The organism is Achromobacter insuavis, from assembly GCF_902859645.1.
GTDB classification, from domain to species: domain Bacteria; phylum Pseudomonadota; class Gammaproteobacteria; order Burkholderiales; family Burkholderiaceae_B; genus Achromobacter; species Achromobacter insuavis.
Genome location: NZ_CADIJR010000059.1, coordinates 1 through 19,720, shown reverse-complemented (window position 1 = coordinate 19,720; position 19,720 = coordinate 1). Strand labels below are relative to the sequence as shown.

The 19,720-nt window shown below is 70.3% G+C and carries 20 protein-coding genes; 13 read left to right on the top strand and 7 right to left on the bottom strand.

The window, feature by feature from the left end:
• Positions 1–74: 74 nt before the first annotated feature.
• The 4 genes from H0523_RS23605 to H0523_RS23590 all read left to right on the top strand — a co-directional run bounded on the left by H0523_RS23605 (position 75) and on the right by H0523_RS23590 (position 3,362).
• Positions 75–1,088 carry a tripartite tricarboxylate transporter substrate binding protein gene (locus tag H0523_RS23605; RefSeq protein WP_054428627.1) on the top strand — a complete coding sequence of 338 codons (1,014 nt, stop codon included), beginning with the start codon at positions 75–77 and terminating at the stop codon, positions 1,086–1,088.
• Positions 1,085–2,047 (top strand): alpha/beta hydrolase, encoded by a 963-nt coding sequence (locus tag H0523_RS23600; protein WP_054428628.1) that lies wholly within the window; start codon positions 1,085–1,087, stop codon positions 2,045–2,047. The genes H0523_RS23605 and H0523_RS23600 overlap by 4 nt, the downstream gene beginning before the upstream one ends.
• Before the next feature lie 88 nt (positions 2,048–2,135).
• Complete coding sequence (locus tag H0523_RS23595) at positions 2,136–2,828, top strand: helix-turn-helix transcriptional regulator (RefSeq protein WP_054428629.1); 693 nt, start codon at positions 2,136–2,138, stop codon at positions 2,826–2,828.
• A gap of 111 nt (positions 2,829–2,939) precedes the next feature.
• The gene (locus H0523_RS23590) at positions 2,940–3,362 is read left to right on the top strand and encodes a VOC family protein (RefSeq protein WP_054428630.1); all 423 of its coding nucleotides are present in this window, start codon (positions 2,940–2,942) and stop codon (positions 3,360–3,362) included.
• Here the strand turns inward: H0523_RS23590 and H0523_RS23585 are convergent.
• Positions 3,334–4,644, bottom strand: coding sequence for an SLC13 family permease (locus H0523_RS23585; protein ID WP_054428631.1), 1,311 nt, complete (start codon positions 4,642–4,644; stop codon positions 3,334–3,336). The two genes, H0523_RS23590 and H0523_RS23585, sit on opposite strands and share 29 nt — an antisense overlap.
• A gap of 109 nt (positions 4,645–4,753) precedes the next feature.
• On the opposite strand from H0523_RS23585, the gene H0523_RS23580 reads away from it, so the two are divergent.
• On the top strand, positions 4,754–5,674 hold the full coding sequence (locus H0523_RS23580; protein WP_054428632.1) for a LysR substrate-binding domain-containing protein: 921 nt from the start codon (positions 4,754–4,756) through the stop codon (positions 5,672–5,674).
• On the opposite strand, the gene H0523_RS23575 is transcribed toward H0523_RS23580, so the two are convergent.
• A complete protein-coding gene (locus H0523_RS23575; RefSeq protein WP_054429228.1) occupies positions 5,646–6,779 on the bottom strand; it encodes a threonine synthase in 1,134 nt (377 codons plus the stop codon). The two genes, H0523_RS23580 and H0523_RS23575, sit on opposite strands and share 29 nt — an antisense overlap.
• A gap of 102 nt (positions 6,780–6,881) precedes the next feature.
• Between H0523_RS23575 and H0523_RS23570 the strand changes: the two genes are divergently transcribed.
• Complete coding sequence (locus H0523_RS23570) at positions 6,882–7,787, top strand: LysR family transcriptional regulator (RefSeq protein ID WP_054428633.1); 906 nt, start codon at positions 6,882–6,884, stop codon at positions 7,785–7,787.
• Between the two features lie 6 nt (positions 7,788–7,793).
• Here H0523_RS23570 and H0523_RS23565 read toward each other — a convergent pair whose 3' ends face one another.
• Positions 7,794–9,200, bottom strand: coding sequence for an amino acid permease (locus H0523_RS23565; protein WP_054428634.1), 1,407 nt, complete (start codon positions 9,198–9,200; stop codon positions 7,794–7,796).
• 58 nt (positions 9,201–9,258) lie between these two features.
• Positions 9,259–10,509, bottom strand: coding sequence for a kynureninase (kynU, locus tag H0523_RS23560; RefSeq protein ID WP_054428635.1), 1,251 nt, complete (start codon positions 10,507–10,509; stop codon positions 9,259–9,261).
• A gap of 138 nt (positions 10,510–10,647) precedes the next feature.
• Between kynU and H0523_RS23555 the strand changes: the two genes are divergently transcribed.
• Positions 10,648–11,121 (top strand): Lrp/AsnC family transcriptional regulator, encoded by a 474-nt coding sequence (locus tag H0523_RS23555; protein ID WP_020926585.1) that lies wholly within the window; start codon positions 10,648–10,650, stop codon positions 11,119–11,121.
• A 10-nt stretch (positions 11,122–11,131) separates the two neighbouring features.
• On the opposite strand, the gene trhA is transcribed toward H0523_RS23555, so the two are convergent.
• Together trhA and H0523_RS23545 are read right to left on the bottom strand one after the other, a co-directional pair.
• Positions 11,132–11,755, bottom strand: a complete 624-nt coding sequence (trhA, locus tag H0523_RS23550; protein ID WP_054428636.1) for a PAQR family membrane homeostasis protein TrhA — start codon at positions 11,753–11,755, stop codon at positions 11,132–11,134.
• Between the two features lie 147 nt (positions 11,756–11,902).
• On the bottom strand, positions 11,903–12,991 hold the full coding sequence (locus H0523_RS23545; protein WP_180180161.1) for a P1 family peptidase: 1,089 nt from the start codon (positions 12,989–12,991) through the stop codon (positions 11,903–11,905).
• A 192-nt stretch (positions 12,992–13,183) separates the two neighbouring features.
• On the opposite strand from H0523_RS23545, the gene H0523_RS23540 reads away from it, so the two are divergent.
• From H0523_RS23540 to H0523_RS23530, 3 genes are all read left to right on the top strand, one after another.
• Entirely contained in the window at positions 13,184–13,969 is a 786-nt protein-coding gene (locus H0523_RS23540) for an amino acid ABC transporter substrate-binding protein (RefSeq protein WP_006390998.1), read from the top strand.
• 81 nt (positions 13,970–14,050) lie between these two features.
• Positions 14,051–14,731: an ABC transporter permease subunit gene (locus H0523_RS23535; protein ID WP_054429229.1), complete on the top strand. Its 681-nt coding sequence runs from the start codon at positions 14,051–14,053 to the stop codon at positions 14,729–14,731.
• Positions 14,728–15,489 (top strand): amino acid ABC transporter ATP-binding protein, encoded by a 762-nt coding sequence (locus tag H0523_RS23530; protein ID WP_054428638.1) that lies wholly within the window; start codon positions 14,728–14,730, stop codon positions 15,487–15,489. The genes H0523_RS23535 and H0523_RS23530 overlap by 4 nt, the downstream gene beginning before the upstream one ends.
• A gap of 88 nt (positions 15,490–15,577) precedes the next feature.
• Here H0523_RS23530 and H0523_RS23525 read toward each other — a convergent pair whose 3' ends face one another.
• Positions 15,578–16,351 carry a peptidoglycan DD-metalloendopeptidase family protein gene (locus H0523_RS23525; protein WP_082380589.1) on the bottom strand — a complete coding sequence of 258 codons (774 nt, stop codon included), beginning with the start codon at positions 16,349–16,351 and terminating at the stop codon, positions 15,578–15,580.
• Positions 16,352–16,529: 178 nt separating this feature from the next.
• Between H0523_RS23525 and H0523_RS23520 the strand changes: the two genes are divergently transcribed.
• The 3 genes from H0523_RS23520 to H0523_RS23510 all read left to right on the top strand — a co-directional run.
• The gene (locus H0523_RS23520) at positions 16,530–17,813 is read left to right on the top strand and encodes an MASE1 domain-containing protein (RefSeq protein ID WP_054428639.1); all 1,284 of its coding nucleotides are present in this window, start codon (positions 16,530–16,532) and stop codon (positions 17,811–17,813) included.
• Positions 17,803–19,320: an acyl-CoA-binding protein gene (locus tag H0523_RS23515; protein WP_054428640.1), complete on the top strand. Its 1,518-nt coding sequence runs from the start codon at positions 17,803–17,805 to the stop codon at positions 19,318–19,320. The genes H0523_RS23520 and H0523_RS23515 overlap by 11 nt, the downstream gene beginning before the upstream one ends.
• 34 nt (positions 19,321–19,354) lie before the next feature.
• A partial coding sequence (locus tag H0523_RS23510; RefSeq protein ID WP_180180160.1) for a DUF2946 family protein occupies positions 19,355–19,720 on the top strand: 366 nt, incomplete at its 3' end.

Here is a 19,720-nt window from a genome sequence, read left to right as displayed (position 1 = left end):
CAGGCGCCGCCGGCTTGGCTACAGTCCGCCACGGACCGGGCGTTTCGACCCGGCCACCCGCTACGGAGACAACCATGGGCCCCACCCGCCACCTTCCCGCGCCGCGGCGCCTGCGCCCCGTGCTGGCCCGCTGGGCCGGCCGTGCCCTGCTGGCGCTGGCCGCCTGCCTGCCGCTGGCCGCCCAGGCCGCCGACTTCCCCAGCCGCCCGATCACGCTGGTGGTGCCCTTCCCCGCCGGCGGCACGCCCGACATCCTGGCGCGCCTGCTCAGCGACAACATTTCCAAGCGTCTCGGCCAGCCGCTGATCGTCGAGAACCGCGCCGGCGCCGGCGGCAACATCGGCGCGCAGGCGGTGGCGCGCGCCGCCCCCGACGGCCAGACGCTGCTGATGTGCGCATTCGGCTGCACCGTGGCGCCGTCGCTCTACCAGCCGGCGCCCTACGACATCGTCAAGGACTTCGCCCCCGTCGCCATGATCGGCACCGTGCCGAGCGTGCTGGTGGTCAATCCCAAGGTGCCGGCCGACACGCTGCCGGCGCTGCTGGCGTATGCCCGCGCCAACCCCGGCAAGCTCAATTCGGCCTCCTCCGGCATCGGCGGCTCGGCCCACCTGGCGACCGAGCTGCTCAAGCAGCGCGCCGGCATCGACCTGGCCCACATCCCGTACAAGGGCGCCGGCCAGGTGGCGGCCGACCTGCTCGGCGGCCAGGTCGACATGTACTTCGACAACCTGCCGGCCTCGCTGGCCAACATCCGCGCCGGCAAGCTGCGCGCCCTGGCCGTGGCCAGCGCCGCGCGCGCGCCGGCGATTCCGGACGTGCCGACCTTCGCCGAGGCCGGCGTGCCCGACTTTCTGATCACGCCCTGGTTCGGCGTGATGGCGCCGGCCGGCACCCCGGCCCCGGTGCTGGACACGCTGCACGACGCCTTCGCCCAGGCGCTGCAGGCGCCCGAGGTGGCGGCCAAGATGCGCGAACTGGGCGTCGAGACCGCCGCCGGCTCGCGCGCCGACCTGGGCCGCTTCGTCACCACCGAAACGGCCAAGTGGAAACAGGTCATCGAGACCAACCACATCAAGGCCGAATGATGGCCGCTGCCCCTGACGACGGCCCGGCGCTGGCGCCGATCCGCCTGCGCGACATGGGCGCGTTCCACGTCGGCGGCCGCGACCTGGCGCTCAGCGGCCTGCCGCGGCGCGAGCTGGTCATGGCCGAAGGCGGCCAGCCGGTGGCGCTGGATCCCAACGGCACCTACCGCGTCGAACAGATGTACGCGCAGTACTTCCTGTCGGAGCCGGCCAACGGCCGGCCGCCGCTGGCGTTCTGGCATGGCGGCGGCATGACCGGCGCGGCCTGGGAGACCACGCCGGACGGCCGCCCGGGCTGGCTGCACTATTTCCTGCGGCGCGGCTGGGACGCCTACCTGTGCGATGCGGTGGAACGCGGCCGCGCCGGCGCCGCGCCGCACGTCTGGCCCGACGCGCCGGTGGTGCAGGCGCGGGAGGACTGCTACACGCGCTTTCGCATCGGCCGCCCGGGCACCCGGCCCGGCCCCGGCAGCGCCTACCCGGACACGCAGTTCCCGCTGGAGGCGTTCGACGCGCTGGCCGCGCAGATGGTGCCGCGCTGGGTCCACACCGATGCCGCCATCCTGCGCGCCTACCAGGCTTTCCTGGAGCGGATCGGCGCGGCCATCGTGGTCTGCCATTCGCAGGCCGGCGTGTTCGGCATCCGCGCCGCCCACGCCCAGCCCGAGCGGGTGCGGGCGCTGGTGGCGCTGGAGCCGGCCAGCATCCCCGACCTGGGGCCCGATGCCCGCTACGACACCCCTACCCTGATCGTGATGGGCGACCACATGGACACCGACCCGCGCTGGCCGCGGATGCGGGCGCGGGTGCGGGAATTCGCCGCGCGCCATGCCAGCGTCACGGTGCTGTCGCTGCCCGACCAGGGCATCCACGGCAACTCGCATATGCTGATGATGGACCGCAACAGCCTGGCGCTGGCCGGGCGGGTGCACGACTGGCTGGCGGCGCTGCCGGGTTGAGTCAGCAGGATAAGGACGGCGGGCCGAGGCTTCCGGCTGCTGCCGTTTTCGTGGCAGCATTACGCCGTTGCGCCCTTGCCCGCCCCCCATGTCCCGCACCGAACGCCTCCTGGACCTGCTGCAGACCCTGCGCTGCCACCGCCTGCCCGTCAGCGGCCACCGCCTGGCCGCCGACCTGGGCGTCAGCCTGCGCACGCTGTACCGCGACATCGCCACGCTGCAGGCCCAGGGCGCCGAAATCGAGGGCGAGCCGGGCATCGGCTACGTGCTGCGGCCCGGCTTCATGCTGCCGCCGCTGATGTTCAGCACCGAAGAAATCGAGGCCCTGGTGCTGGGCACCCGCTGGGTCGCCGGCCGCTCGGACGCGCGGCTGGGCCAGGCCGCCGCCAACGCGCTGGCCAAGATCAGCGCGGTGCTGCCGCAGGAACTGCGCGACGAACTGGACGCCATTCCGCTGCTGGTCGGCCCCAGCAGCTGGGCGGTGGTCGACCGGGTCGACCTGTCCCTGATCCGCCAGGCGATCCGCGGCGAACAGAAGATCGCCATCACCTACCGCGACGACAAGGGTGCCGATTCCGAGCGCGTCATCTGGCCGTTCGCCCTGGGGTTTTTCGACAGCGTGCGCATCGTCATGGCCTGGTGCGAACTGCGCCAGGACTTCCGCCATTTCCGCACCGACCGCATCGCCACGCTCGAGCCCGGGCAACGCTATCCGCGCCGCCGCCACGTGCTGCTCAAGGAATGGCGCGCCCTCAATACCGCCAAGTCCGACGGCTGCTGATCCGGGGCGTCCGCCGCCGCGCCGGCGGGTGCGACATCGGCATGAAGACTGCTGACAAAATCTGACAGCATGCCTCTCTAAGATGAGCGCTCATTCAACCAGGAGCGCATCATGTCCGCCAAGAACTTCGTCATTTTCTACGTCGACAAGCCCGAGGCCAGCGCGGCGTTCTACAGCGCGCTGCTGAACCGCCCGCCCGTCGAAAGCTCGCCCACCTTCGCGCTGTTCGCGCTCGATTCCGGCCTGATGCTGGGCCTGTGGTCGCGCCACACCGTCGAGCCGGCCGCCGCCGGCCGCGGCGGCTGCACCGAGCTGGCCTTCACCGTGCCCGACGCCGACGCGCTCAACCGGCGCCACCTCGACTGGAGCCTGCGCGGCCTGCCGATCCTGCAGGCGCCCACCAACATGGACTTCGGCCGCACCTTTGTGGCGCTCGACCCCGACGGCCACCGCCTGCGCGTGTTCGCGCCGGCGCCCGACGCCGTCCCCGCCGAGGAGGAACTGGTCACGATCCCGGCATTCCCAGGAGCCTGAACCACAGGTAGTCCAGCGGCACCAGCGCCACGAACGACACCAGCGCGGTCAGCAGGCTCAGCGCCAGCCCGCTGCGCGCCGGCACCTGGCCCATGCCCATCGCCACCACGATGGGCGAGGCCTGGTACGGCATGATGACGGTGGCGTAGCCGGCCACCTGCGCCATCAGCACCGTCATCAGCGGAAAGCCCGAGGCCTGCGCCAGCGTCTCGGCCAGCGGCGTATACAGGGCCGGCACGCCGTTGGCCGTGACCACGAAGTTCAGCGCCGCCGACAGCCCCACCAGCGAAAAGAAGCTCTGCATCGGCGCCTCGGGCGACAGCGGCAGCCAGGCCAGCAAGGCGCGGCCGATGATGCCGCCCAGGCCGCTGTCGGCCACCATCGCGGCCAGCCCCAGGATGCCCGCCACGTAGATCGCGGTGCGGAAATTCACCTCCTTGCCGAACTGCTCGCCGCTGACGAAACCCACCTTGGGCAACAGGCACACACAGGCCGACGCCAGCCCGATCCAGGCCGGCGACACGCCGTGCCATCCGTCCGTCACCCAGCCCAGCAACGTCAGCCCCAGCAGCACGGCCAGGCGCTTTTCCGCCGCCGACAGGGGCTGGGCGGCGGGCGCAGGCGGCGCCGCCTCGGGGGTGTCGCGGAACAGCCAGGCAATACAGGCCACCAGCACCGCGCCTTTCAGGATGCCCAGCACCGGCGCATGCAGCCACAGGTATGGCAGGTAGCCCAGCTGCAGGCCATAGCTGGATTCGATGCTGCCCGCCATCACCAGGTTGGGCACGTTGGCCGGCAGGATGGAGGTGGACAGCTGGAAGGTGCCAAAGCCCACCGCCAGCGCCAGGCCGATGCGCCCGCGCCGGCCCGCGACCAGGCCGATCTGGTCGGCATAGGCCAGCACGATCGGCATCAGCAGGGCGATACGGCCCATGTTCGACGGCATCACGAAGGCCAGCAGGTAGGTCAGCGCCACCACGCCGGCCACCACCTTGGGATACGAACCCGACAGGCGCCGCGACAGCGCGCTCGCCATGCGGTCGGCCAGGCCCGTGTACTTCAGCGCCAGGCCCAGCACGTAGCCGCTCAGCACCAGCCAGAATGCCGCCGACGAGAATCCGGAGAACACCACCTCGCGCGGGGCGGCGGCGACGATCATCGCGGCGCTGAAGAACAGCAGCGCCGTCAGGTATTCCGGCAAGCGCGAAAAGGCCCACAACGCGATCGTGATCGCGGTGATCAGCGCGGGTAGAATCGGAAAACCGGAGGCGACAAGATGCATGGGCAAACCACCACGAGAACACGAATCGGCGCAGTGTACGGACCCTGTCCGCGGCTGAAAATGCGCGATTCGCAGAGGCTGCCTGCGCGCATCGCGTAGGCTCGCCGCCATGCGTTTCGATCTGACCGACCTGGCGCTGTTCCTGCACGTGGTGCAGGCCGGCAGCATCACCCACGGCGCCGCCCGCGCCAACCTGGCGCTGGCCGCCGCCAGCGCCCGCATCCGCAACCTAGAAGCCTCGCTCGGCGCGCCGCTGCTGGAGCGCCGCCGCCAGGGCGTCATCCCCACCCCGGCCGGCCTGAAGCTGGCCGCCCATGCCCGCATCATGCTGGCCCAGGCCGACCGCCTGCGCGACGACCTGGCCGACTTCTCCGGCGAATTCGGCGGCTCGGTGCGCCTGCTGTCCAACACCAACGCGCTGACCGCCTTCCTGCCCGAGGCGCTGGGCGGTTTCCTGGCGGCGCACCCGCGCATCAACGTCGAACTGCAGGAAATGCTGAGCGACGAGATCGTCGAGTGCATCGCCGACGGCTCGGCCGATATCGGCATCGTCGCCGGCACGGTCGACACCGGCGCCCTGCAGACTTATGCCTACCGCGCCGACCGCTTCGTGCTGATCGTGCCGGCCGGCCACGCGCTGGCGGACCGGGCCGAGGTCGCCTTTCGCGACGTGCTCGACGAGGACTTCGTCGGACTCGACCGCAGCAGCGCGCTGCAACGCTTTCTGGCGCGGCAGGCGCTGGTGGTCGGCAAGCCCATCAAGCTGCGGGTGCAGCTGCGCAGCTTCGACGCCATGTGCCGGCTGGTCGAGGCCGGCGTCGGCGTCGGCATCGTGCCCGAGACCACGGCCGACAGCATGCGCCAGCTGCTCCGGGTGACGCCGGTGGCGCTGTCCGACGCCTGGGCCGCGCGCCAACTGCTGCTGTGCGTGCAGTCGCGCGAGACCCTCAGCGCCCGCGCCCGCCGCCTGCTCGACCACCTGCTGGCGGACGCGGCGGCGGTCACGCCGCCGAATACAGATCCGTCATGAACTGCGTGGCCTTGATGCCGGTGCCGGTCAGCAGCACCACGGTGCGCTCGGCGTCGCGGATGGCGCCGCGCGCCCGCAGCCTGTCCAGCGCCGCCGCGGCGGTGGCGCTGGTGGGCTCGGCGTAGAGCCCCATCGCCGCCAGCTTGCGCACCGCGGCGATGATGTCCGCCTCCGGCACCGCGACGGTCTGGCCGCCGCTGGCGCGGATCGCCTGCAGCACTTCGCGCAGGCGCACCGGCTGCCTGATCGCGGTGCCCTCGGCCACGGTCGGCAGCACGTCGCGCGCCACCAGCGTGTCGACGCCGGCCTGGAAGCTGGCGTCCACCGGCGAGCAGTTCAGCGGCTGGGCCACGAACAGGCGCGGCAGGCGCTTGATCTGTCCGGCCGCCAGCAGCTCGGCAAAGCCGATGGCGCAGCCCAGCACGTTGCTGCCCGCGCCCGCCGGAATCACCACGTTGTCCGGCGCCTCGAAACCGAAGTCCTCCCACATCTCGTAGGCGATGGACTTGGTGCCCTGCAGGAAGAACGGCTGCCAGTTGTGGCTGGCGTAGAAGATCCGCGCGGAGGCCTCGATCGCGGCGGTCTCGGCGTTCTCGCGCGGCCCCTCCACCAGCCGCACGTCGGCGCCGAACGCGCGGATCTGCGCCACCTTGGCGCTGGACGTGTAGGCCGGCGCGAAGATCGTGACGCCCATGCCCGCCGCCGCGCCGAAGGCCGCGATGGCGGCGCCGCCATTGCCCGAACTGTCCTCGGCGATGGCGTCGATGCCGATCTGGCGCAGCCACGACAGCATCACCGCGGCGCCGCGGTCCTTGAAGCTGCAGGTGGGGTTGAACCATTCCAGCTTGAAATGCGGCCGCAGCCCGCCCCAGGCGCGCTCCACCATCGGCGTGCCGCCCTCGCCCATCGACACCGGTCGCTCGATCGCCGCCGGCAGCGCGGCGCGGTAGCGCCACAGCGAGCGCTCGCCGCGATCGATGTCGTCGCGCGAGATGCCCGGCAGCGGCGAGATCATCAGCGGCGTGCGCGCCTCGGAACACCAGCGGGCCTCGCCCAGCGCATGGCGCGCGCCGGTGAGGGGATCGAAATAGTGGGGATCGTGCATGGCGGTCAACCTGGCGGAAAGTCGGGAAGGGTCGCAGTCTAGGTCCGCCCCCGCACTCGGCGTTGCAATATCATGTTGCGATAATCGCAATGGAGAATCGCCGTGGAACGTGGCGCCCTATGGGAATACCAGGTGTTCTGCGCCGTCGCCGAACGCCAGAGCTTCGTGCTGGCGGCGCGCGCGCTGGGCGCCTCGCCCAGCGCCGTCACCCGCGCGGTGCAGGCGCTGGAGCGCCAGGTCGGCGCGCAGCTGCTGTTGCGCAGCAAGAGCAGCGTGGTGCTGACGCCGCAGGGCGAAAGCTACTTCGAATACGCGCGCGAGCTGCTGCGCCTGGAAAGCCAGGCGCGCGAGGCCTTGCGCGACGCCCAGCAAGGCGATCAGGGCCGCCTGCGCTTCTCGGCGCCCGACCTGCTGGGCGTGACCCTGCTGCCGGCCGTGCTGCGCCGCTACGCGGCCGAGCATCCGGGCGTCACGGTGGACATCCACTACACCGACAAGGCAATCGACCCGATCGCCGAGGGCCTGGATTTCGCCATCCGCGGCGGCTTCCCGGCGTCCAGCGACCTGCTGGGCGCGCGCCTGTGGCCCTACGAACGGCTGCTGTGCGCCAGCCCGGACTACGTGGCGCGCCTGGGCCTGCCGCGCGAACCCGAGGAGCTGGCGCGGCACCGGCTCATCATGCATACCGGTCCGCGCGTGTTAAAGGATTGGCACCTGCGGCGCGACCAGCGCATCGTGCGGATGCATGCCGAACCGGTGGTGCGGGTCAGCACCGGCAGCGGCCTGATGGCGCTGGCGCTGCAGGGCGTGGGCATCGCGCGGCTGGCCGACTGGGCGGCGGCGCCGGAGATCGCCCGCGGCACGCTGGTGCGGGTCTGTCCCGGCTACACCGCCACCTCGGCGCAAGGCATGGCGCCGCAGATGCATGCGGTGTACGGATCGCGTTCGCTGCCGGCGCGCGCCCGCGCCATGCTGGCGGCGATCCGCCAGGGCGCGGGCGCCGTTTGAAAGACGCTAGGAGCGCTGCTGTCGCGCCTCCAGCACCACCGCCGCGGCGGACTTGCGGAACAGCAGCAGATACAGCGCCGCCAGCACCAGCAGGAACGGCACGCCGAACACCAGCGTCATCTTGAACACGCCGGTGAAATAGGTCGTGACCAGGATCGCCAGCATGGCGCCGGCGCCCAGCAGCGTCAGCAGCGGAAAGCCCGGCATGCGGAACGACAGCGCCGCGCCGCCCTCGCGCGCCCAGCGGCGGCGGAAGAAGTAGTGCGTGACGAAGATCATCATCCACGTGAACAGCGCGCCGAACATCGAGATCGCCATCATCAGCGTGAACGAGGTCTCCGGATACAGCACGTTCAGCACGGTGGCGATGGCGATGCCGCTGGTCGACAGCAGCAGCGCGTTCAGCGGCGTGCCGCTGCGCGTCAGCTTGCCCAGCGCCGCCGGCGCGTGGCCGGCGCGCGACAGGCTGAACATCATGCGGGTGGTGATGTACAGCTGGCTGTTCATGGCCGACAGCGCCGCCACCAGCACGATGAAGTTGATGACGCCGGCCGCGTACGGCACCTGCACCGCTTCCATCACCGTCACGAACGGGCTGCCGCCCTTGCCGGCCTGGTCCCACGGCACGATGGCCAGGATCAGCGCCAGCGTCAGCAGGTAGAACACCACCAGCCGCACGATGGTGGCGCGGAACGCCTTCTTCACCGCGCGCTCGGGGTCCTCGGCCTCGCCCGCCGCCACCGCGATCATCTCCACGCTCAGGTAGCTGAAGATCGAGATGACCACCGCGATCCACATGCCCCACACGCCGTTGGGGAAGAAGCCGCCGTGCGCCGTGTACTGCGCCGCGCCGTATTGCGGACTGCCCCAGACCACGTAGGCGCCCAGGATGATGAACGCCACGATGGCGCTGATCTTGATGGTCGAGAACCAGTACTCGATGGTGCCGAACGCCTTCACGCTCATGGCGTTGATGAAGATCAGCGCCGCCGAGAACAGGCAGACCCATTGCCAGCCCGGCACCGACGGGAACCAGAACTTCATGTACTCGGCCACCGCGGTGACCTCGGTGCCCACCGCCAGCACCACGCACGACCAGTACGCATAGCGCACCAGGAAGCCAGCCAGCGGGCCGATGTAGTGCTCGGCGTAGGCGCCGAACGAGCCCGAGGTGGAATGCGCCACCGTCATCTCGGCCAGGCAGCCCATCAGCAGCAGCGTGATGAGCCCGCCGATGGCGTAGCTGATGATGACGCTGGGGCCGGCGAAGCCGATCGCGAACTTGCTGCCCAGGAACAGGCCGGTGCCGATGGCCCCGCCGATCGCGATCATGCTCATCTGGCCGGACGTCAGGCGACGCTTGAGCCCCTGCTCCCGTTCGGCGATCTTGCCGAAGCCTTGTGGTTGTTTCATTGTCTCCTCCGGTACTGCGCTCTCTTGTTGGATGTCGCTTGGGCCGGTGCGCCGCCGCTCAGGTCACGGCCGAGCGCTGCTTGAACTCGGGCTTGTCCCAGGCCTTGCTGTCGAGCACGTCCTTGAGGATCTCGACCGCGTCCCAGACGTCGGCGTAACCGAAGTACAGCGGCGTCAGGCCGAAGCGCAGCACCTCGGGTTCGCGATAATCGCCGATCAGGCCGCGCGCGATCAGCGCCTGCATGACCTCGTAGCCGTTCGGGTGGCGCAGGCTGACGTGGCTGCCGCGCTCGGCGTGGTTGCGCGGCGTCACCAGCGTCAGCGGATGGCCGGCGCAGCGTTCCTCGACCAGGGCGATGAACAGGTCGGCCAGCGCCAGCGACTTCTTGCGCACCTCGGCCATGTCGGCCTCGCGCGCCACGTCCAGGCCGCACTCGACCATGGCCAGCGACACGATCGGCTGAGTGCCGCACAGGTAGCGGCGGATGCCGCCTGCCGGCTCGTAGGCGACCGTCATGTCGAACGGACGCTGGTGGCCCCACCAGCCCGACAGCGGCTGCCAGAAGTCGGGAATGTGGCGCGGCGCCACCCAGATGAAGGCCGGCGAGCCAGGGCCGCCGTTCAGGTACTTATAGGTGCAGCCCACGGCGTAGTCGGCGTCGGCGCCGTTCAGGTCCACCGGCACCGCGCCGGCGGCGTGCGCCAGGTCCCAGATGACCAGCGCGCCGCGCTCGTGCGCCTGGCGCGTGACCGCGGCCATGTCGTGCATCTGGCCGCTGCGGTAGTTGACGTGCGACAGCAGCACCACCGCCACGTCCTCGTCCAGCGCTCGGTCCAGCGGCAGTTCGTCGTCGATCAGGCGCATCTCGTAGCCCTGCTGCAGCAGGTCGATCATGCCCTGGATCATGTACAGGTCGGTGGGGAAGTTGTCGCGCTCGGACAGGATCACGCGGCGCTCGGGCTGGCGCTTCTGCTGGATGCGCAGGCTGGCCGCCAGGGCCTTGAAGATGTTCAGCGAGGTGGTGTCGGTGATGACCAGCTCGCCTTCTTTCGCGCCCAGCAGGCCGGCCAGCTTGTCGCCCAGCCGCGACGGCAGCTCGAACCAGCCGGCGGTGTTCCAGCTGCGAATCAGGCCCGTGCCCCATTCCTGGGTGATGACCTCGGCGGCGCGGGCCGCGGCGGCGCGCGGCATCACGCCCAGCGAATTGCCGTCCATGTAGAGCACGCCGGGCGGCAGATCGAAACGCGCCTTCAGCGGCGCCAGGGGGTCCTGCCGGTCGGCGGCGACACAGGCTTCACGGGTATGCATTCACAGCTCCTTCGGGCAATATGCTGGCTACATACTAGCAGCGTGACCAAGCCGAATAGTTGCAAAACAAGGCGTGGCTAACCCTAGGATTTCGCATTAAATTGCGTCATAGACCATTTTTTCGAATTGGATTGCACCATGCAATTGGACGCCATCGACCACCGCATCCTCTACCGCCTGCAGGAGAACAGCCAGCTCAGCAACCAGGACCTGGCCGAGCAGGTGGCGCTGTCGCCGTCGGCCTGCCTGCGGCGGGTGCGGGCGCTGGAGGAAGGCGGGCTGATCCGGGGCTACCGCGCCGTGCTCGACGCCGAGCGGCTGGGGTTCGAACTGGAGGCCGTCGTGCACGTGTCGCTGGACCAGTCCCGCGCCGGCTGGCACGAGGAATTCCTGGCCGGCATCGCCCTGTATGACGAGATCACCGAGGCCAGCATCGTCACCGGCGCCTCCAACTACATCCTGACGGTGCGCACCCGCAACCTGGCGGCGTTCTCGCAGTTCGTGGAGGACAAGCTCAGCAAGATCGCGGGCGTGCGCGACCTGTGTTCGCATATCGTCATGCGGAAAGTGAAGAACCGCGGCGGCATGCTGCCGCTGGCGGCCTGGCGCTGACGGCCCGCGCTCAGGCGTGGCGCAGGAAGCCGAACACCGTGACGAAGTGGCAGGCCGACCCGCCCATGACAAACAGATGCCAGATGCCGTGGGCATGGCGCCAGCGCTTGTCGTTGGCGTAGAACACCGTGCCCACCGTATAGAGCCCGGCCCCGGCCAGCAGCCAGGCCAGCCCCGCGCCCGATAGCGCGCCGGCGATCGGCGCGGCGCACATCACGCCCAGCCATCCCATCGCCAGGTACAGCGGCAACGCCGGCGCGGCCCCGCGCGCCCACCATAGTTCGCGGCCGATGCCGTACAGCGCCAGCAGCCAGATCGCCACCGCCATGGCGGCGCCCCAGCCCAGTTCCGGCGGCACGAACGCCAGCGGCGTGTAGGTGCCGGCGATCAGCAGGTAGATGGCGCAGTGGTCGGCCTTGGCCCACAGCGCCTTGCGGCGTCCGCGCGAGCAGTGATACAGCACCGACGAGGCATAGACGGCGATCATCGACGCCGCGAACACGGCGCAGGCCACGGTCTGGCGCCACTCGACTTTCAATTCCGCGGCCCGCGCGATCAGGGCCCCCGAGGCGGCCACCGCCAAGGCCAGGCCGGCCAGGTGCGTGGCCCCGTTGAAGCGCTCTCCTTCGTACATGCCATCCCCTCCCGCGCAGGCGGTGCGCCGACGCTTTCGATCATGCCGGCGCGATATGACAGCTTGGGGTCAGCACGAACACGGGGGGCAGCAGCAAATGGCGTTCCTGCTTGCAGGCGCGCCATTTGGTCCAACAGAAAGCGGCGCTCAGGCGATGAAATCCACCGCCGCCGGATAGCCTTCCAGCGCGCGCGCCGCCAGGATGGCGCGCTGCACCGCGATCGCCATCGCCTCGGCCGCCATCACGCCCAGCAGCATCATGTTGGCGGGCTTGCTGGACACGCCCGTGCCCAGCGCGAACACGGTGTCGCCGTCGAGCATGGTGTGGATCGGGTTGATGGTGCGGGCCAGGCCGTCGTGCGCGGTCTGCGCCATCTTCTGCGCCTGCGCCTTGGTCAGCTTGACGTCGGTCGCCACCAGCCCGATGGTGGTGGCCGCGCCTTCGCGCATCGAGGTCGGCAGGTCGCCCGCCAGGATCGCCGCGCGCGTGTCCAGCAGCATCTTGCCGTCGGCGGTGCGGGCGCCGGCCAGCACGTGGCCGGTGGCCGGATCGACCACGTCGCCCACCGCATTGACCGCGACGATCGCGCCCACCGTGACGCCCGCCACGGTCAGCGAGGCGCTGCCCAGGCCGCCCTTCATGGCGCGCTTGGCGCCGTACAGCTTGCCGACCGTCGCCCCGGCGCCGGCGCCGACGTTGCCCTCCTGCGGCGGCTTGGCGCTGGCCGACTTGCAGGCCTGGTAGCCGGCGGCCGCGTCGGGCCGCACCGAGGCGTCGCCCACGCCCAGGTCGAACAGGATGGCGGCCGGCACGATCGGCACGTGCGCCACGCCGACGTCGAACCCGATCTTGCGTTCCTCCAGGTAGCGCATGACGCCGGTGGCCGCCTCCAGACCGAAGGCGCTGCCGCCGGCCAGCATCACCGCATGCACTTTTTCCACCATGTTGACGGGATTGAGCAGGTCGGTCTCGCGCGTGCCCGGCGCGGCGCCGCGCACGTCCACGCCGCCGGTGGCGCCCGCTTCCGCGATGATGACCGTGCAGCCGGTCGGCCGCCGCGTGTCGGTGTAGTGCCCGACCTTGAGGCCGGCCACGTCGGTGATGCTGCCGCCGCCGGGCACCCGCCGCAGGCCGTTGGCGCCGTGCGCCGGCATGACGCCCGCGGACGCCGCGACACCCGCCGCCGCCATCATGAAAGCCCGCCTGTTCCACTGTTGTTGCACGCCTGTCTCCATCTGGATACCGCCTGGATGAACCCCGGGCCGGGCGGCCCGGGGCGCGAATGCCGCATATGACTTGCCGCTATATTTTTACTATTCCTTATGCTTTGTGGAAAAATAGACGCGTTGTTAGAGTGCGGCTACACCGGAAGGCGGCGCGGCTGACGCGGGCCTTTCGCAGTGATCTCTCATCCGTGGAGCATTGCCATGAAACTCTTGCGCTCGTTGTTCATCGCCGGCCTGGTCCAGGTCGCCGCCCTGTCCGCCGCCCATGCCCAGTCGGGGCTGGACCAGATCAAGTCCGCCGGCGTGTTCAAGATCGGCACCGAAGGCACCTACGCTCCCTTCACCTTCCACGACGCATCCGGGCAGCTTACCGGTTTTGACGTCGACATTGGGCGCGCCATCGCCCAGCGCCTGGGCGTCAAGGCCGAATTCGTCGAAGGCAAGTGGGACGGCCTGATCGCCGGGCTCGACGCCAAGCGCTACGACGCCGTCATCAACCAGGTCGGCATCACCGACGCGCGCCGCGCCAAGTACGACTTCTCCGATCCCTACATCTCGTCGGCCGCCGTGCTGATCGTGCGCGACGACAACACCACCATCAAGTCGTTCGCCGACCTCAAGGGCAAAAAGTCCGCCAACACGCTCACCAGCAACTTCGGCAAGCTGGCGCAGAGCCACGGCGCGGAAGTGGTCGCGGTGCAAGGCTTCAACGAAGCCATCGACCTGCTGACCTCGGGCCGCGTCGAGGCCACGGTCAACGACAACCTGTCGTTCCTGGACTTCAAGAAGCAGAAGCCCAACGCCAAGGTCAAGATCGCCGCCACCGACAAGGCCGCCGAGTTCAGCAACTCCGGCGTGCTGCTGCGCAAGAACAATCCTGAACTGGTGGCCGCCATCAACAAGGCGCTGGCCGACATCAAGGCCGACGGCACCTACAAGACCATCTCGGTCAAGTACTTCGGCACGGACCTGTCGGCGCAGCAATAAGCGGTCCGCTCCATGACGCTCCCCGCCTGGCTGCACAACGTCCTGCCCGACTGGATCCTGGCCCAGGTCGACGCCCTCGCGGTGCCGGCCTGGGTGCAGTTGATGGCCGACTCGTTCTGGCCCCTGCTGCACGCCGGGCTGGTGTTCACCGTCCCGCTGACGCTGATGTCGTTCGCGCTGGGGCTGGCGCTGGCCTTCGTGGTGGCGCTGATCCGGCTGTTCGGGCCGGCGCCGCTGGTGGCGCTGGTGCGTTTCTACGTCTGGCTGATCCGCGGCACGCCGCTGCTGGTGCAGCTGTTCGTGATCTTCTACGGCCTGCCCAGCGTCGGCGTGGTGCTCGACCCGCTGCCGGCGGCGCTGATCGGCTTCACGCTGAACGTCGGCGCCTACAACTCCGAAGTGATCCGCGGCGCCATCGAGTCGATCTCCCGCGGCCAGTGGGAAGCCGCCTATTCCCTGAGCATGACGCGCGCCCAGGCGCTGCGCCGCACCGTGCTGCCGCAGGCCGCGCGGGTGGCGGTGCCGCCGCTGTCGAATTCCTTCATCGCCCTGGTCAAGGACACCTCGCTGGCCGCCGTGCTGACCGTGCCCGAGATCTTCCAGGCGGCCCAGCGCATCGCCGCCGTCACGTATGAACCGCTGATCCTGTACACCGAGGCCGCGCTGATCTACCTGGTGTTCAGTTCGGTGCTGTCCGCCGCCCAGGTGCGCCTGGAGCGACGCTTCGGCCAGCACGCGGTGTTTTCCGAGAAGAACCGATGATCCGCCTGGAACAGATCGAGAAATCCTTTGGCGGCAACCTGGTGCTCAAGCAGGTCGACGTGGCCATCGCCGAAGGCAGCGTCACCGCCCTGATCGGCCCGTCCGGCAGCGGCAAGAGCACCCTGCTGCGCTGCGTCAACCTGCTGGAAGTGCCCGACCGCGGCACGCTCGAGATCGGCCCCGAGCGGGTCGAGTTCGAGCCCGGCGAGAAGCTCTCGCGCGACCAGGTGCAGCGGGTGCGCATGCAGACCGGCATGGTGTTCCAGAACTTCCAGCTGTTCCCGCACCAGACCGTCATCGGCAATGTGATGGAAGGGCTGGTGACGGTGCAGAAATGGCCCGCCGACCGCGCCCGCGCGCGCGCCGAGGAGCTGCTGCGCAAGGTCAACATGCTGGACAAGGCCGAGGCCTGGCCCGCCAATCTGTCGGGCGGCCAGCAGCAGCGCGTGGCGATCGCGCGCGCCCTGGCGCCCGCCCCCCGCGTATTGCTGTGCGACGAGCCGACCTCGGCGCTCGACCCCGGCCTGGCGGCCGAAGTGGTCGACGTGCTGCGCCAGCTGGCCGCCGAGGGCATGACCATGCTGATGGCCACGCACGACCTGCGCCTGGCCGCCAGCGTGTCGCGTGAAGCGGTGTTCCTGCTCGATGGCGACGTGGTCGAATCCGGCGCCTCGCGCGACCTCTTCACCCGCCCGCGCGACCCGCGCACCGCGGCATTCATCTCGACGCTGACGCAGGACGCCGGCCAGATCGGTTGATGCGGCGCCCGGCCGCCCGGCCGCCCGAAGGCCGGGCAGCCCCCTCGGGGGGCAGCAAGCGCACGCAGTGCGCGCAGCGTGGGGGCTCCTACTTTCCGGGAAGGGAGCCCGCCGGATCGACCGCCTGGCCGTCGTAGCGCAGCTCGAAGTACAACCCGACCTGCTTGCTGTCGCTGTTGCCCATTTCCGCGATCTTCTGGCCCTGGCTCACCCGCTGGCCTTCCTTGACCAGCAGCTTGCTGTTGTGGGCGTAGATGCTGAGGAAGCTGGCGTTATGCTTGACGATCACCAGGTGCCCGTAGCCCCGCAGGCCGCTGCCCGAATAGGCGACGGTGCCGGCGGCGGCGGCCACCACCGGCGTGCCGGCGGAATTGGAAATGACGATACCATTGGAGCCCGAGCCGTCGTAGCCGCGGGTCACCTTGCCCTGCGCCGGCCACACCAGCGAGATCGCCCCCGGCGGCGCGGTGCGCCGCTTGCCAGTGGCGGGCGCCGGCGAACGGCTGCCACCCGAGGAACTGGCGCGCGGCTTGGCGGGCGTGGCGGCGGCCTGGCCGGCGGGCGGCGCGACGCGCAACATCTGCCCCACCTCGATCGAGTTGGAGTTGGACAGGTTGTTCCAGCGCACCAGGTTCGATACGCTGGTGCCTTGCTTGCGGGCGATCTGCGTCAGCGTGTCGCCCGACTGCACCCGGTAGTAGCCCGGCTGGACCTTGGTCGTGCCGCAGGCCGCCAGCAGCGCCAGCAGCATGGCCAGCAACGCCAGCCGGACGAGCCGGACCGCGCCGCGGGCCGGCGGCCGCGCCGGCAGGACGCCGGAAACGCCGGCAAAATCGGGAACAGGCAAGGTCTGGGCGGGCAAGGAGAGCACTGAATCCTGGAACGGAGTGGAGAATGACTGCGTCCAAGGGTACCAAGATTTTCGGACGGCGGTATGCCCCGGCAACTTTCGCGGACCATGCCGGGCCGTGTATAACCCGCTGATTGCCGCGAGCGCCAGCTCGCCCTGTGTCACAGCGTCTGCAAGGAACAATATGGGAATGCCCCAAGCGCCGCGAAAGAACCTGTACTGCCTGCTATGGGCCATCCCGTACCTGCTGTGCGGCGTCTTCTCGCGCCTGCTCAACGACCCGGTCAGCCATGCCGTGTTCGTCTGGCTGCCGCCCGGCGTGGCGGTGGGCGCCTATCTGTTGACGCAGCGCCGCAACTGGTCGCTGCTGCTGGCCGCCTTCTTCTGCGCCCAGCTGGCGCTCACCAGCTTCACCCGCGGCCAGCCCGCCACGGCGCTGGTGTTCGCCATCACCGCCAGCCTGTCCAGCCTGCTGGCGGCCTGGACGGTGCAGCGCCTGACCCCGCGCGAAGGCGGCGTGGGCCTGGTGGCGGCGCTGCTGGCCGGCGCGGTGGTCGGCGCCGGCCTGTCCGCGCTACTGGGCGGCGGCTGGCTCTGGCTGACCCAGGAAGCCCATGCCCTGGTGCGGCTGCGCACCTGGGTGGCGGCCTACCTGGCGGGCATCCTGATCCTGGCGCCCGCGCTGACGGTCTGGGCCAATTTCCGCCCGCGCCGTTCGGGCGGTCCGCGGCGGCGCGACCTGGTGCTGGGCGTCATCGCCTACGTCGGCCTGATCGTGTCGACCTTCATGACCTTCGACGGCGACATGATCAAGAACCTGCCGTACGTCGTCACCTTCGAGCTGACCTACCTGCCGCTGGTGTTCGCGGTGCTGACCGCGCTGGTGTGGGGCCCGCTGGGCGGCACCCTGGGCGTCGTCACGCTGACCCTGATGGCGCTCTACCAGAGCGCCCAGGGCGAGGGCCCCTTCGTCGAGGCCAACGACCACTGGCACGTGCTGCTGGCCACCCAGGTCTACCTGGTGGTCACCGCGCTGCTGATCCTGCTGGTCAACACGCTGCGCGGCGCCCGCGCGCAGGAACTCGAAAATGCCGTGCAATGGCGCGGCCGTTTCGACCTGGCGCTGGCGGGCAGCCACCAGCTGATGTACCGCTACAACCCGTTCGACGGCTCGCTCGAGTTGGCCGGCGACCTCCAGGGCGCCTTCGGCATGCAGGCCAACGCCATTCCCACCCTGGACGCGTTGCTGGCGCTGGCCCATCCCGACGACCGCGCGCGCCTGACGCTGCACTGGGCCGCGCGCCGCGCCGGCGCCCAGGACCGCACCCCGCTGCTGTTCCGCATGGCGCACGCCGGCGGCGGCTGGCGCGTGGTCAGCGACCGCGGCTCGCCGCTGGAGGATTTCGACGGCAGCGTGGCCGTCGTGGCCGGCATGTGGCGCCTGGGTGAAGTCGAGCAGGCAGATGTCAACTAACCCTGGAGCCCTGCTCATCCACGGCTTGGGCGGCACCCAGTACGACCTGGGTTCGCTGCACAAGATCCTCAAGCGCGCCGGCATCGAGACCCACACGCTGACGCTGCCCGGCCATGGCACCACGCCCGAGGACCTGCTGCCGGTGCGCGCCGAGGACTGGATCGACGCCGTCACCGCCAAGTACCGCGAGGTGGCCGCGCGCCACGACACGCTGCATGTGGTCGGCATGTGCCTGGGCGCGCTGCTGGCGGTGGAGCTGTGCAAGCGCGTGCAGCACCGCAAGGGCAAGCTGGTGAGCCTGGCCGCGCCGGTCTTCATCGACGGCTGGAGCACGCCCTGGTACCGCGGCCTGCGCAATCTGGTCTACCGCATCCCCGGCCTGGCCGCGCGCATGCGGGTCGAAGAGGAAGAGCCCTACGGCATCAAGAACGAACTGGTGCGCTCCATCGTCAAGGCCAAGTTCGAGCGCGGCGAGAATTTCCACTACCGCTGGGTGCCGCTGGCCTGTGTGCGCGAAGTCGACCGCCTGCGCCGCCTGGTGCAACGCGGCCTGAACGCCATCAGCTGCCCCAGCCTGATCATCCACGCCCACGAGGACGAGCTGACCTCGGTGCGTTCGGCGCACTTCCTGAACGACGCCATTCCCGACAGCCGGCTGGTGCTGCTGGACAACAGCTACCACATGATCTGCGTCGACAACGACCGCGACCGGGTCGCCGCCGACATCCTGCAATTCATGGACAAGCGCCCGGCCACCGCGCGCCCGGGCCGCGCCGCCGCGATGAGCGGCGACGAGGTCGAACGCATCCTGGGCGACTACCGCGACGCGATGCTGTCGGGCCAGTTCGAAACCCTGTTCCCGCTGTTCGCCGAGGACGTCGCCTGGCACGAGGAAGGCGACAGCCCCCTGAGCGGCGTCTACCAGGGCCGCGGCGGCCTGATCGACCTGTTCTCGCGCGTGATGGACTATTCGCGCAACACCTTCACGGTCGACAGCGTCGGCCCGCCCGAACCGGCCGGACGGTCGATCGCGGTGCCGCTGACGTTCTCCGTCCAGGACGGCCCCATCCGCTACCGCGGCGCCTCCACCCATACCCTGCGCCTGCGCAACAACACCATCGCCAAGGTCACCGCGCGGGCCTCGGACCCGGCCACCGAGGACGCACTCTGGCGGCGGCTGGCCGTCGCCAGCGGCCTGGAGCCCGAGGGCGACGCGATGGACCGGGAGACGCTGGCGATCGGCGCCGACGACCTGGAGGACGCGTTCGAGGCCGCCGTGATCGAGTTGCGCGCCCTGCCGCAGGCGCCGTCCACCAGCGTAGCCATCCGGCTCTACGCCTACGAGCAGCAGGCGCGGCGCGGCGATGCGCCGCCGCAGGACGCGCCGGACGCCAGCGTGCGCGAACAGGTCGAGCTGGCCACCTGGCGCCTGCTGGCCGGCCTGCCTGCCGACCAGGCGCGGCGCCGCTACATCGCCCTGATCCGGCGCCTCGATCCCGACACCTGAAACCGTCCCCGGCCGCTCGGCCTACAATCGCTCCATGTCCGCCCTGACCCATCCCTCGCGTACCGCCGGCGCCCCGCGCGTCCGGGGCGTGCTGTGGCTGGCGTTCCTGGCGCTGCTGCTGCGCGCCCTGGTGCCGACGGGCTACATGCCCGACGCCCGCGCGCTGCACGACGGCCGGCTCGAAGTGACCTTCTGCTCGGCCGCCGGCGACCTGACCACCGTCAAGATCGCGCTCTCTTCCGACGGCAAGTCCGGCGGCGGCCACTCCAGCGCCGACACCGGCGCGCAGTGCCCGTTCGGCCTGCTGGCCCACGTCACCCCGGCGCCCGCCGCGCAGACCGCCCCGCTGGCGCTCGCCGTCTCCCGCGCCGCCCCCTTCCCGCCCGCCCACGTGGCGGCG